The following is a 13,074-nucleotide window of genomic DNA, read 5'->3' on the forward strand; positions in this document are numbered from 1 at the left end:
TACCTCCGTTCAGGTGAATTGACCCTCTCATTACCTGCAACGATGCAAGTTGGCAGTCAGTTCCGGTTTATTTCGAAAGAGTCTGGGGGCGCCGCGACCACGGCTGCGCAGATCACGCCACCTGCGCCGCCCGCACCCGCCATTCCTGGCACTGAGTGCATACCAACGGGCCCCGCGTCCGCCGAGCCGGCGATCCGTTCTCCTGTGCCTTCCCGAGCAGCTGCCGTGTACACGGCCGAAGTTGCTTCGCCGTACGAAACCGGCCCCGAGAACTGCCGTTGCGCAGCCGCCTCTTGTTCGCTCCCCCCGTACGTGCCCGCCCTCCCTTCCGGCTCGATCGCCGCCCGCACGGCGCGCGCCGCTTCGGCCAGGGACGCGCCGGTGGTCATCAGGTCGTCGACGAGCACGACCGAACCGCCGCGAAGCAGCCGGTCACCGCCGGGGGCCACCGCCAGGGCGCCCGCGAGATTGTCCAGCCGCTGCCGGGAGTTGAGCCCGGACTGGTCGGCCACGGCGCGTCGCTGCCGCAGCACGGCGAGGACTCGGGCCACCGTCCCGCTCCGCCGCAGTTCGCCCGCAGCCGCGAGCGCGATCCGCCGTGCCGGGTCGTGGCCCCGAGCCCGTACCGCCGCACGCGAGGACGGAACGGGAACGAGCAGCACGGGCGCTCCGCCGCCCGCGGTGGCAGGGCCGGCCGCCTCCTTGAGCCCCGTCCGCACGGCCCCTGCCAGGGCCGTGCCGAGCGGTGCCGCGAGGGCCAGCGCGCCCCGTTCCTTGTGGGCCAGCAGCGTGGCTCGCACCTCGTCGGCGTACCGGGCGGCCGCGTGCACCACGGGCAGCCCGGGCGGCTCCGGCACCGGTCGCACCCGGCTCGGTGCGGTCCCGCTCAGGACGGCACGGCACTCCGGGCAGAGCACCGTGCGAGGCCTCCCGCAGCCTCCGCACTCGGCCGGCAGCACCAGGTCGGTGAGGTCCTGCCACCACCCCCGCATGCCCACCACTCTGCCAACACCCGAGCCCCCGGGCCAGCCCTGTGGATAACTCCCTGTGGACACCCCGCGAGAGACGGCGTCACCCCGGACAGACCGGGGTCACCCCGGATAGACCGGCGCCACCCCGTCCGTGACCTTCTGCCACTGCCCGCCGGACGGCAGTCGTACGATCCCGTCCTCCGAGTCCGCCACCAACGGCAGCCGGTCGGACTCGGCCGCGGTGATCTCCTTGATCCCGGACAGGGCCGCGGGTGCCGGTCCCTCGGGCGTGGACCCGTCGACCTGCGCGTACCGCATGGTCTGCAGTCCGCCCTGTTCACGCCCGACCACCACGAGCCGGCTGTCCCCGGCCCACGACATGGCCGTGATGTCCTCCAATTCCGGTGTTGCGGAGTGCAGTCCGAGCACCGAGACGGTGGGCCGGTCCTCCGTGGCTTCCTGCCGTCGCTCGATACGCCCGATGAACAGAGACTTCTTTTTGCCCTTCGCCACCACGAGCGCGATGCGCACCCCGTCGGCGGCCACCCGGACGTCCTGGATACGGCCGTCCAGCTCCGGGATCTTCACCGGTAGCGGTTCGCCCTTGCCCTGTTCCAGCAGGAGCAGCCGGGGGTTGCCGGGGTCGCGGTCGGCCACCCAGAGGTCGCCGTGGACATCCCAGCTGGGCGCCGCCAGCCGGTCCTGTGCGGACTTGGCGTGGCTGGTCAGTAGGGGGGTTCCGAGTGAATCGCCGGACACCAGAGACGCGACGTACAGCTCCTTGCCGTCGCCGGAGACGGCGGCCGCCTTGTTCTCGTCGTGCGACACGGCGACCGAGCGCAGCTGCTTCGCACCCTCGCCGAGCGCCCCGGCCACCGGTTCGGCCCTGGGGCTGCTGTTGTCGCCGCTCCCCATCCGTACGAGCCGGTTCTTGTTGTCGATGAAGTACAGGTAGCCGGGCTGCTGCACCGCACCGCGCGCGGTGGCGGCGTCGGTCTCGCGGAGCGAGCACAGCCGCGCATTGCCGGACTGCAGCTCGACCTGGTCCACCGCGGGGGTGAGGTTCTGCAAAGTGAACAGGAGCTGGGCGGCCATCTCGTTGCACTGACCGTGCCCGACACGGCGGGCCCTCTCGTTCAGCTGCACGGTCAGCTTGTTCTGGTCGTCGGGCGTCAGCGCGGTGGCGCCGTCCTTCAACGCCGTACCCGTCGGGAAGCTGGTCCGCACCACGGGGTCGAGCCAGGTCGTGGGCCCGTTGAGCAGCGAGCGGACCATCTGCGTCATGGGGTCCACGCGCCGGCGGACGTACACGGGATCGGCGACGGCCGCCGGCTGCGCCGTTGTCCCGGCCGCGGCGTTGGAGGCGAAGTAGTACTTGTTGACGGACATGTAGTTGCGCTGGAAGTCCGACTTACCCATGACGACGCCCTGCGGCAGCCTGTCGATGCGCCACTGCTTGGTCTTCTTGTCGCGCGTGAGATGCACCGGCGCGGCGTACGGCCCGTCGTCGGGCGAGTACGCCTGCTGCTCGTCCACTTTCGCGACCCTGGTGCCGGTCAGTGTGAACGAAAGGTCGTCGCCCTCCCGGCCGCCCAGGCGGTTGGGGGCGATGCCGGGCCCGTTGGCGAGGACCGTGCTGGACAGCCCCGGTTTCCAGGTCTGAGACGCCGTCTTGGTCAGGTACTGCCGCGCCGTCGAATAGTTCGGATCGTCGCTGGTCAGCGCTTCGAGGAAACCGGACACGATGTCCGGGGGCTGGGCGTCTTCCTGAGGCGGCATGGCGAAGACCCGCACCTGGGTGTCCTGCCGCGGTGTGGAGTCGACGCCGCGCAGGTCTCCGCTGTCGGGCATCGAGGCGCATCCCGCCAGCAGTACGGCGCCACAGACTGCGTACGCCGCCGCGCGCATCGGTCTGCGTCCGGCGCCCCCCAGGCGGTCAGCGGCCACGAAATGCCTCCCCTTGCTTCTTCGAGTCCTGCGGCCCGGTGTCGGGGCGGCTCGAGGTCTCGGCTCCGTCCTCGCCGGGCGTCTCGCCGTGTCGTCTGGTCCCTGAAGTCGGACGGGGCACCACGCGCGCGCCGTTCCCGGGCAGTGCCGTCGGGTCGGCTGTGGGGGCCGCTCCGCCCCCTCTGGGGGCTATGGGCGACATCTGGTCCGGGACCGGCTGCGCGGGCACGGTGGCGGATTTGTCGCCGCGCGGCAGCCCCGCGTCGTTGAGTCCCCGGTTGCGCCGCGAGTCCTTGGGCTCCAGGGGTATCGGCGAGCCCCGCAGCGGCTCGTCCGCGGTCCGCGGCAGCGTCAGCCGGAACTGTGAGCCGCCGCCGGGCTCGCCCCAGGCCTGCAGCCAGCCGCCGTGCAGCCGCGCGTCCTCCAGGGCGATGGACAGCCCCAGGCCCGTACCACCGGTCGTACGCGCGCGTGCCGGGTCGGCCCGCCAGAAGCGGCTGAACACGCGCGTGGCCTCACCGGGCTTGAGTCCGACGCCGTAGTCGCGCACCGCGACGGCGACGGCCCCACCGGCCGCGGCGAGCTTGACGAGGACGTCCTTGCCCTCGCCGTGCTCCACGGCATTGACGACAAGGTTGCGCAGCACCCGCTCCACGCGCCGCGCGTCCGCCTCGGCGACGACGGGCTGCTGGTCGCCCAGAACACGTATATGAGTGCCCTTGCGCTCGGCGAGCGGCTCGGCCCCGCTGACGACGCGCCGTACGACCTCCCTGAGGTCTATCGGCTCCGCCTCCAGCGCCGCCGCCCCCGCGTCGAACCGGCTGATCTCCAGCAGGTCGGCGAGCAGCGACTCGAACCGGTCGAGCTGGTCGGCCAGCAGCTCCGCCGACCGCGCGGTCACCGGGTCGAAGTCCTCCCGCGCCTCATGGATGACGTCCGCCGCCATCCGCACGGTCGTCAGCGGTGTCCGCAGCTCGTGCGACACGTCCGACACGAACCGCCGCTGCATCCGCGAGAGGTCCTCCAGCTGCTGGATCTTCAACTGAAGGTTCTGCGCCATCTTGTTGAAGGCCTCGCCGAGGCGGGCGATGTCGTCCTCGCCGGTGACCTTCATACGTTCCTGCAGCCGCCCGGCGGAGAGCCGCTCGGCGATCCCCGCGGCCATCCGCACGGGCGTGACGACCTGCCGTACCACCAGCCAGGCGATGGCCCCGAGCAGTACGACGACGAAGAGCCCCGCGGTCGCCAGCGTGCCCTTGACCAGGCTCAGTGACTTCTCCTCCTGGGTGAGCGGGAAGAGGTAGTAGAGCTGGTACGGCTCGCCGTTGGGGTCGTTGACCTGTTTGCCGATGACGAGTGCCGGCTCCGACTCCCTGTCGTTCCAGTAGACGATGCGGGTGTAGCTCTGCGCTGCCGTCGTGTCGTCGTTGACCCGCGCGCGCAGGTCCTCGGGCACGCTGGCCGTCGGGTCGACGTACCCGGAGGCACGCGGTCCGCGCCCGCCGCCGCTGTTGGCGTCGCCCGCGGGCAGCGTCACCACGTCGAAGGCGCCCTGGCCACCGCTGGACAGGGACTCCACGAGGTCGCTCATCCACGAGGTGAGGTTCTGCGACTGCCGTCCGTCCGCCGCCGTACCGTCGTCGCTGGTTCCGGTCGCCGCCTCGTCGGCCTTCTGCTTGGCCACGGCGAACCCGCCGGTGGCCTGACTCTGCGAGGCCTTCACCTTGGCGTCCAGCAGCCCGTTGCGCACCTGCCCGATGACGACGAATCCGAGCAGCAGCACCACGCCCAAGGACATCAGCAGCGTGGTGGCGACGACCTTGAGCTGGATGTTGCGCCGCCACAGCCGCATGACGGGCAGCAACGGCCGACGGACCCAGCGCATGAACAAGCGGAGCACCGGACTGCCCTGGACGCCGCCCTGCAGCAGTCCGCCTTCCAGCAGCCGGCCCCAGCGCGATCCTGTCGTCCTCCGGCCGACAGGCCGCCCCGCGCCGACCCTGTCCGGCCCCGGCGCCGAAGCGGCACTGTCACCGGACATGTCAGCTGGGCCCTGCCTTGTAGCCGACGCCCCTGACGGTCACCACGATCTCCGGCCGCTCCGGGTCCTTCTCGACCTTGGAGCGCAGCCGCTGCACGTGAACATTCACAAGCCGGGTGTCCGCAGCATGCCGGTATCCCCACACCTGCTCGAGCAGCACCTCGCGCGTGAACACCTGCCACGGCTTCCGCGCCAGCGCCACCAGCAGATCGAACTCCAGCGGCGTCAACGCGATCGACTGCCCCTCGCGCTTCACGGAGTGACCGGCCACATCGATGACAAGGTCACCTATGGCCAGCTGCTCCGGTGCCGGCTCCTCCGACCTCCGCAGCCGCGCCCGGATCCGGGCGACCAGCTCCTTCGGCTTGAACGGCTTCACGATGTAGTCGTCGGCACCCGATTCCAGCCCGACCACCACATCGACGGTGTCGCTCTTGGCCGTGAGCATCACGATCGGCACGCCCGACTCAGCCCTGATCAGGCGGCACACCTCGATACCGTCCCGCCCGGGCAACATCAGGTCGAGCAGCACCAGGTCGGGTTTGCTCTCCCGGAATGCGGCCAGCGCCTTGTCGCCGTCGGCTACGAAAGACGGCTCAAAACCTTCACCACGCAGCACGATGCCGAGCATCTCGGCCAGTGCCGTGTCGTCGTCGACGACAAGGACTCGTCCCTTCATAAACGACATCATCCCATTCTCATAACGGTGGCGAAGGTGCAGGTGAGCAGCGTCACTGGCCCGTGACGATAGTCGTACTCGGCCGTCACTGTCTGCCCCTGTCCCGCGAGGTCGATCTCAGACACGGATGTCAGCTACCCAGGGTAGGCGGAGCCTGACCATACGGTCGGTCCAGCAGTCCTTGGCCGGAGTGCAGCGATGCCACGACGGACGTGGCCTGCCCGCCCCGACTCCACTCACTGACGGACGGCCGAGGAGCGCCCTTGGCCGGCCTCGGACCGCTACCCGGCAGACCTCGCCCGCGGGCCGAGCCCACCCTCAGCTGATCGTCACCTCGCGCGACCTGGCACGCAGCTCCGCAAGCGCCTCAGCCGTCACGGGTGAGACGGCACCCTCCTCCGTGACGATCGCGGTCACCAACTCCGGCGGCGTCACATCGAACGCCGGGTTGTACGCCTGGGTCCCCAGCGGCGCCACCGGAACTCCGCCTCCTGCTTCCGCTCCCGCCACCGGCACCTGGGGTGCGGTGACCTCGGTCACCTCATGGCCGGGCCGCTGCTCGACCTCGATGGAGGCCCCGTCGGGGGTGTCCGGGTCCAGCGTCGTCACCGGTGCCACCACGATGAAGGGCACATGGTGGTACCGCGCGAGCACGGCGAGCGGGTAGCTCCCGACCTTGTTCGCCACCGAACCGTCGGCCGCAATGCGGTCCGCCCCGATCAGCACCGCGTCCACCTCGCCCGCCGCGAAGAGCGAGCCCGCCGCGTTGTCCGTGAGCAAGGTGTACGCCATGCCGCTGCGGGCCGCCTCGTAAGCGGTCAGTCGAGCGCCCTGCAGCAGCGGACGCGTCTCGTCCACCCACAGCCGACGCAACCTCCCCGTGCGATGCGCCGCCAGCGCCACCGCGAACGCGGTCCCCTCCCCGCCCGACACCAGCGACCCGGTGTTGCAGTGGGTGAGGATCCGGTGCCCGCCACCGGGCAACAGCTCGTCCAGCAGTGCCAGCCCACACTCGGCCATACGGGCACTGGCCTCGGCGTCCTCCTTGTGCAGCCGACGGGCCGCGGCGAGCGCCGCCGCCGCAGCCTGCCCGGCGTCGCCGCTCCTGGCGAACTCGGCCCGGTAGGCGGTCTGGGCCCTGCGCACACCGACACCGAGGTTCACCGCAGTGGGCCGGGCACCCGCCAGCGCGGTTGCGGCCTCGTCCACGTCGAAGCCACGCGCGGCGGCGAGCGCGACACCGTACGCTCCCGCGATCCCGAGCAGCGGCGCCCCGCGCACAGCCAGTGAACGGATCGCTTCCACCAGCGCGGGTGCGTCCGTGCAAACCCGCTCGACCTCCTCTGCCGGCAGCCTCGTCTGGTCGAGAAGTACCAGTACGGGCCCTTCTGGTGGCTCCTCCCAGCGGATCGCCGGTATCTCGGTCGGACTGCTGTCTTCGCCGGATTGCACGTACTGATCAGCCATGCGGTCAGTCTGCCCCTTATCCGGCGGACAATTGAAGGTGTGCAGCCCATACCGCGGCCGGTACCCCGGCGACCACCCCATGGCACGATGGCTGCCAACCTGCCGCCGCGACCGCGGACGGGCACCGTGAAGGAGCGACGATGAAAGACACTCCGGGCTGGGCCTCGCCCGGATCTGCCCCGTCCGACGGGCAGGAGCCCGGCGCGTCCGGCCCTGCCGGGCCCACCGACCGCCCCGGCCCCGCGGAGCCCGCGGACCAGCCCCGTTCCGACCCGCAGGGCACGCCTGACCCGCAGGGCCCCGGCCCGCAGTGGTCCAAGCAGCAGCCGCCACCCGGCCAGTGGTCCGCGCCCGCCGGCTCCGCAGGCTCCGACCGACCTGCTCCGCCGCCCCCACCGCCCAGCCCGGGCTGGGGCACCCAGCCTCCCCCCGGCCCAGGAGCCCATGGTCCCGGCGGCTTCCAGGCCTACGGCACTCCCGGATACCCCGCATGGGGCGGCGGCTGGGGCGGCCCCCCGCCGGCCGCCAAACCGGGTGTCATTCCGCTCCGCCCGCTCGGCGTGGGCGAGATCCTCGACGGCGCCGTCTCCACCATGCGCACCTACTGGCGCACGGTGTTGGGCATCTCCCTGACCGTCGCGGTGGTCACCGAAGTCCTCGTCATCCTGCTCCAGGGCCTGGTGCTCAACGACACCAGCACCGCGGCCCTCGACGAGCCGAGCGCCACCGCGAGCGAACTGACCCGCGCCATGGGCGAGGCCATGCTCAGTTCCGGTGCGGTCTTCCTGATCACTCTGATCGCCACAGTCGCCGCGACCGCCCTGCTCACCACCGTCACCAGCCGCGCGGTCCTCGGCCGCCCGGTGACCGCGGGAGAGGCCTGGCGCGACGCCCGCCCTCAGGTCGTGAAGCTGTTCGGCCTGATCCTGCTGCTGCCCCTCATCGCGGTCACCATTGTGTTCGGGGGCGCGCTGCCCGGCATCCTCGTGGCGGTCTTCGGGAACACCGACGGGGGTGTCGCACTCGCCGTCCTGGGCGGCCTCGCCGCCGGCGTCGTCGCCCTGTGGCTGATGATCCGCTTCTCCCTGGCGTCGCCCGCACTGATGCTGGAGAAGCAGGGCATCGTGAAGTCGATGAGCCGATCCGCGAAGCTGGTCCGAGGCTCCTGGTGGCGTGTCCTTGGCATCCAGTTGCTCGCCGGAATCATCGCGAACATCATCTCGGCGATCATCGTCGTCCCCTTCACTTTCCTCGCCGCAGCGCTCGGCGGCGAGGGCGTCGTCGGCTTCCTCAACGGTGAGGGCAACAACCTCGGCTGGACCTTCCTCATCATCAGTGGAATCGGCTCCGTGATCGGCTCCATGATCACTTTCCCGATCAACGCCGGCGTCACCGTGCTCCTCTACATCGACCAGCGCATCCGCCGCGAAGCCCTGGATCTCGAATTGGGCCGCGCTGCCGGTGTCCAGGGCTACGGCACCGACGCAGGCTCGGGAGGCTGATGCGGTGAGCATCACGGGGGGAGTTCTCACAGCGGTGCCAACGGCCGTGCCGCGTGCCGCAGAATCGGCCGTACGGACGCTGCTGCGCGCCGGCAACAATTCAGTCCTGTCGCTGGCGCACTCCGGCAACGAGCCGCCCGTGACGATCCCTCGGGACCCCGCACGTGAGGCAGCCCGTCGCGAGCTGTCGAAGCGCATGTACCACGAGAACGACCCCAGCCTGTTCCAGCGCGCCCTGAACGCCTTCTGGGACTGGGTCGACAAGCTGTTCGGCTCGGCGGCGGCCGCGACCCCCGGAGGCACACTCGGCCTGGTCATCGTCATCGTGGCCGTCCTCGCACTGCTGGGTGCGCTGTGGTGGCGGCTGGGCACACCACGGCGCGAACCCGCCTCGTCCGCCACCCTGTTCGACGATCGCCCCCGCAGCGCCGCCGAACACCGCGCGGCCGCCGAGGCGCACGCCGCCCAGGGCCACTGGAACCAAGCCGTCCAGGAACGCATGCGCGGCATCGTCCGCTCCCTCGAGGAACGCGCGCTGCTCGACATCCGCCCCGGCCGCACCGCGGACGAAGCAGCCGCAGAAGCGGGCCGCGCACTGCCCGACCACCGAGACCGGCTGCACGCCGCTGCCCGGGACTTCGACGATGTGACATACGGCGGCCGAAGGGCGAGCGAGCAGTCGTACCACCGCATGGCCGAACTCGACCGCGACCTCGAACGCACCAAGCCCCAACTCGCGAGCAGCAGCCCCAGCACTGCCCACAACGCCCGCCAGGGAGCCGCCGGATGACGACCGAGGTCATGCTCCCCTCCACCTCGGCCTCGCCCACCGCACGCCAGGTGTGGACCCGCGCCCGCGGCATTGCACTCGCCGTAGTGCTCCTCCTGGCGGCGGCCGTCGTGATCGCCGTGATCCGCTCCGACACGCGGCACGGCGAACTCGACCCACGCTCCGTCGACTCCCACGGCAGCCGCGCCGTGGCCGAACTCCTCGCAGACCGCGGTGTGTCCACACGCGTGGTCACCACTCTGGACGGAGCCCGCGCAGCAGCCGCCCCGGACACAACTCTCCTGGTCGCACTCCCCGACCTGTTGACGCACCGTCAACAGACCAGGCTGCACTCCGCGATCGCACCCTCCGGTGGCCGCACCGTCTTCGTCGCCCCAGGCAGCTCGTCCGTCGAGAAGCTCGTCCCCGGCGTCACCGCGGACCCCGCCACCAGCTTCGACTCGACCCTCGCCCCCGACTGCCAACTGCCCGCCGCCCGCCGCGCGGGCACCGCGGACACGGGCGGCATCCGCTACACGACCACACGCCTCGGCGCCGACAAGTGCTACCGCAGCGAGCGTCTGGCCACCCTCCTGCGCATTCCGGAGACCTCCGGAGACGGCGACACCGTCATCCTCGGCGCGCCCGACATCCTCTTCAACGACCGCCTCGACAAGGAGGGCAACGCCTCGCTCGCCCTCCAACTCCTCGGCTCCCGCCCCCATCTGGTCTGGTACCTCCCCTCGCTTTCCGACAACTCCGCCACCGACACCGGCGACGAAAAAGGCTTCTTCGACCTGCTCCCCTCCGGCTGGCGCTGGGGCACACTGCAACTCTTCGTCGCGGCAGCCCTCGCCGCCTTCTGGCGGGCACGCCGACTGGGCCCCCTCGTGCCCGAGAAACTCCCCGTGGCGATCCGCGCCTCCGAAACCGTCGAAGGCCGCGCCCGCCTCTACCGCAAGGCGAACGCCCGCGACCGCGCGGCCGCCGCTCTACGCTCCACCACCCGCACCCGCCTCGCCCCCCTCGTAGGCGTCCCCGTCGCCCAGGCGCACGCGCCCGAGGCCCTGCTCCCCGCCCTGTCCGCCCACCTCCACGGCGACGGACAGACTCTGAACTCCCTCCTCTTCGGCCCGCCCCCCGCCGACGACACGGCTCTCATCGCCCTCGCCGACCAACTCGACGCCCTCGAAAGAGAGGTACGCCGTCCATGATGGACCCGACCACTGACAACGCCGGGCAGATCGGGGACCCGGGCAAAGCCCGAGCCTCCCTGGAAGCCCTGCGCGCCGAGATCGCCAAAGCCGTGGTCGGCCAGGACCCTGCCGTGACCGGCCTCGTCGTCGCCCTCCTCTGCCGCGGACATGTACTACTGGAAGGAGTCCCCGGGGTCGCCAAAACGTTGCTCGTACGCGCCCTCGCCTCCGCCCTCGAACTCGACACGAAGCGCGTGCAGTTCACCCCCGACCTGATGCCGAGCGACGTCACCGGCTCCCTGGTCTACGACACTCGCACCGCCGAGTTCTCGTTCCAGCCCGGTCCGGTCTTCACCAACCTCCTCCTGGCAGACGAGATCAACCGCACGCCCCCGAAGACCCAGTCGTCCCTCCTGGAAGCCATGGAGGAACGCCAGGTCACGGTCGACGGCACCCCGCGCCCGCTCCCCGACCCGTTCCTTGTTGCCGCAACCCAGAACCCGGTCGAGTACGAGGGCACATACCCCCTCCCCGAAGCCCAACTGGACCGTTTTCTCCTCAAACTGACGGTCCCTCTCCCCTCCCGCCAGGACGAGATCGACGTCCTCACCCGACACGCCGAAGGCTTCAACCCGCGCGACCTGCGCGCCGCAGGCGTACGCCCCGTGGCCGGCGGGGCCGACCTGGAGGCCGCCCGTGCCGCGGTCGCCAAGACCGCGATCTCCCCGGAAATCACCGCCTACGTGGTGGACATCTGCCGGGCCACCCGCGAGTCGCCCTCCCTCACCCTGGGCGTCTCCCCACGCGGCGCCACGGCCCTCCTTGCCACCTCGCGAGCATGGGCATGGCTCACGGGCCGTGACTACGTCATCCCCGACGACGTCAAGGCCTTGGCTCTCCCGACTCTCCGACATCGCGTGCAACTCCGCCCGGAGGCCGAGATGGAAGGCGTCACAGCGGATTCCGTCATCAACGCGATCCTCGCCCACGTCCCCGTTCCCCGCTGATGCCACTCACCGGACGCGCCGCGCTCCTCGCGGCCCTCGGCTCCCTCCCCGTGGGTATCTGGGACCCCAGTTGGACGGGCATCCTCGCGGTGAACGGCCCCCTGGCTTTGGCCTGCGCCTGCGACTTCGCCCTCGCGGCCCCGGTACGGCGCCTCGGCCTGACCCGATCCGGCGACACGTCCGTCCGCCTGGGCGAGACCGCCGACGTCACCCTCACCGTCACCAACCCGTCGCGCCGCCTCCTCCGTGCCCGCCTGCGCGACGCCTGGCCCCCCAGTAGCTGGCAGCCCGGCACGGAAATCGCGGCCTCACGCCACCGCCTGACCGTTCCTGCAGGCGAACGCCGCCGGGCCACCACCCGGCTGCGCCCCAGCCGCCGCGGCGACCGTCAAGCAGACCGCGTGACGATCCGCTCCTACGGCCCCCTCGGTCTGTTCTCACGCCAAGGCAGCCATCAGGTCCCCTGGACAGTACGCGTGCTGCCCCCCTTCACCAGCCGCAAGCACCTGCCCTCGAAACTCGCCCGTCTCCGCGAACTCGACGGCCGCACCAGTGTGCTCACCCGCGGCGAAGGGACAGAATTCGACAGCCTGCGCGAGTACGTCCCAGGGGACGACACCCGCTCCATCGACTGGCGAGCGACGGCCCGCCAGTCCGCCGTCGCCGTGCGTACGTGGCGTCCCGAACGGGACCGCCACATCCTGAGCGTCCTGGACACCGGCCGCACCTCAGCCGGCCGCGTGGGAGACGCCCCACGCCTCGACGCCTCCATGGACGCGGCCCTGCTCCTGGCAGCTCTCGCTTCACGCGCCGGCGACCGAGTGGACCTGCTCGCCTACGACCGTCGGGTACGCGCCCTCGTCCAGGGCCGCACAGCACGCGACGTCCTCCCGTCCCTGGTCAACGCAATGGCCACCCTCGAACCGGAACTGGTCGAACTGGATGCCCGAGGACTGACGGCAACCGCACTCCGCACGGCCCCCCGCCGCTCACTCATCGTGCTGCTCACAAGCCTCGACGCGGCCCCCGTGGAGGAGGGTCTGCTCCCCGTGCTCGCCCAACTCACCCAGCGCCACACAATTCTGATGGCATCGGTGGCGGATCCGTACATCGCGCGCATGGCGAACGCCCGTGGAAGCACTGACTCTGTCTACGAAGCTGCAGCCGCTGCCCAAGCCCAAAGTGAACGCCACCGCACCGCAGAGCAGCTCCGCCGTCACGGAGTCACAGTCGTCGACGAGACCCCGGAAGAACTGGCGCCGGCACTGGCAGATGCGTATCTGGCCCTGAAGGCAGCGGGACGTCTGTAAGGGGAGGTGGAGGGCCCTCTTGGAAGGGCCCGGCACCCAAAAGCCCTGAAACGCAGAAAACCCCCGCACCGAATGGTGCGGGGGTTTTCCCAAGAATTGTTCGGCGGCGTCCTACTCTCCCACAGGGTCCCCCCTGCAGTACCATCGGCGCTGTAAGGCTTAGCTTCCGGGTTCGGAATGTAACC

10 protein-coding genes and 1 rRNA gene are annotated in these 13,074 nt (G+C 70.8%); 5 read left to right on the forward strand and 6 right to left on the reverse strand.

The features are described from left to right. Positions 1-56: 56 nt before the first annotated feature. From ABT254_RS29290 to mtnA, 5 genes are all read right to left on the reverse strand, one after another. Positions 57-992, reverse strand: coding sequence for a ComF family protein (locus ABT254_RS29290; protein ID WP_351476264.1), 936 nt, complete (start codon positions 990-992; stop codon positions 57-59). A 99-nt stretch (positions 993-1,091) separates the two neighbouring features. Next, the gene (locus tag ABT254_RS29295; RefSeq protein WP_502972064.1) at positions 1,092-2,918 is read right to left on the reverse strand and encodes an LpqB family beta-propeller domain-containing protein; all 1,827 of its coding nucleotides are present in this window, start codon (positions 2,916-2,918) and stop codon (positions 1,092-1,094) included. Next, the gene (gene mtrB / locus ABT254_RS29300; protein ID WP_351476267.1) at positions 2,908-4,959 is read right to left on the reverse strand and encodes an MtrAB system histidine kinase MtrB; all 2,052 of its coding nucleotides are present in this window, start codon (positions 4,957-4,959) and stop codon (positions 2,908-2,910) included. The genes ABT254_RS29295 and mtrB overlap by 11 nt, the downstream gene beginning before the upstream one ends. A 1-nt stretch (position 4,960) precedes the next feature. Beyond that, positions 4,961-5,650 carry a two-component system response regulator MtrA gene (mtrA, locus tag ABT254_RS29305; protein ID WP_016438163.1) on the reverse strand — a complete coding sequence of 230 codons (690 nt, stop codon included), beginning with the start codon at positions 5,648-5,650 and terminating at the stop codon, positions 4,961-4,963. 306 nt (positions 5,651-5,956) lie between these two features. After that, positions 5,957-7,105 (reverse strand): S-methyl-5-thioribose-1-phosphate isomerase, encoded by a 1,149-nt coding sequence (gene mtnA / locus ABT254_RS29310; protein WP_351476271.1) that lies wholly within the window; start codon positions 7,103-7,105, stop codon positions 5,957-5,959. A 140-nt stretch (positions 7,106-7,245) separates the two neighbouring features. Here mtnA and ABT254_RS29315 point away from each other — a divergent pair, with 140 nt between their 5' ends. Genes ABT254_RS29315 through ABT254_RS29335 form a run of 5 tightly spaced genes read left to right on the forward strand, consistent with a single transcriptional unit; the run spans position 7,246 to position 12,889 of the window. Beyond that, complete coding sequence (locus ABT254_RS29315) at positions 7,246-8,607, forward strand: DUF7847 domain-containing protein (protein ID WP_351476274.1); 1,362 nt, start codon at positions 7,246-7,248, stop codon at positions 8,605-8,607. Positions 8,608-8,641: 34 nt separating this feature from the next. Beyond that, positions 8,642-9,397 (forward strand): DUF4129 domain-containing protein, encoded by a 756-nt coding sequence (locus ABT254_RS29320; protein ID WP_351476277.1) that lies wholly within the window; start codon positions 8,642-8,644, stop codon positions 9,395-9,397. Further along, complete coding sequence (locus ABT254_RS29325) at positions 9,394-10,590, forward strand: DUF4350 domain-containing protein (protein WP_351476280.1); 1,197 nt, start codon at positions 9,394-9,396, stop codon at positions 10,588-10,590. The genes ABT254_RS29320 and ABT254_RS29325 overlap by 4 nt, the downstream gene beginning before the upstream one ends. Continuing rightward, positions 10,590-11,579 carry an AAA family ATPase gene (locus ABT254_RS29330; protein ID WP_351476283.1) on the forward strand — a complete coding sequence of 330 codons (990 nt, stop codon included), beginning with the start codon at positions 10,590-10,592 and terminating at the stop codon, positions 11,577-11,579. The genes ABT254_RS29325 and ABT254_RS29330 overlap by 1 nt, the downstream gene beginning before the upstream one ends. Beyond that, entirely contained in the window at positions 11,579-12,889 is a 1,311-nt protein-coding gene (locus ABT254_RS29335) for a DUF58 domain-containing protein (protein WP_351476286.1), read from the forward strand. Before ABT254_RS29330 ends, ABT254_RS29335 begins: the two co-directional genes overlap by 1 nt. Positions 12,890-12,987: 98 nt before the next feature. Here ABT254_RS29335 and rrf read toward each other — a convergent pair. Continuing rightward, positions 12,988-13,074 (reverse strand): 5S ribosomal RNA (gene rrf, locus ABT254_RS29340); the annotation flags it as partial.

It is taken from the genome of Streptomyces sp. NPDC001137 (assembly GCF_040298885.1).
Lineage (GTDB): Bacteria > Actinomycetota > Actinomycetes > Streptomycetales > Streptomycetaceae > Streptomyces.

Excerpts from the sequence above, each read along its gene's own strand:
- ABT254_RS29335 (WP_351476286.1), top strand. The coding sequence starts at position 11,579 with ATGCCACTCACCGGACGCGCCGCGCTCCTCGCGGCCCTCGGCTCCCTC.
- mtnA (WP_351476271.1), bottom strand. The coding sequence starts at position 7,105 with ATGGCTGATCAGTACGTGCAATCCGGCGAAGACAGCAGTCCGACCGAG.
- ABT254_RS29290 (WP_351476264.1), bottom strand. The coding sequence starts at position 992 with ATGCGGGGGTGGTGGCAGGACCTCACCGACCTGGTGCTGCCGGCCGAG.
- ABT254_RS29325 (WP_351476280.1), top strand. The coding sequence starts at position 9,394 with ATGACGACCGAGGTCATGCTCCCCTCCACCTCGGCCTCGCCCACCGCA.
- mtrA (WP_016438163.1), bottom strand. The coding sequence starts at position 5,650 with ATGATGTCGTTTATGAAGGGACGAGTCCTTGTCGTCGACGACGACACG.
- ABT254_RS29315 (WP_351476274.1), top strand. The coding sequence starts at position 7,246 with ATGAAAGACACTCCGGGCTGGGCCTCGCCCGGATCTGCCCCGTCCGAC.
- ABT254_RS29330 (WP_351476283.1), top strand. The coding sequence starts at position 10,590 with ATGGACCCGACCACTGACAACGCCGGGCAGATCGGGGACCCGGGCAAA.
- mtrB (WP_351476267.1), bottom strand. The coding sequence starts at position 4,959 with ATGTCCGGTGACAGTGCCGCTTCGGCGCCGGGGCCGGACAGGGTCGGC.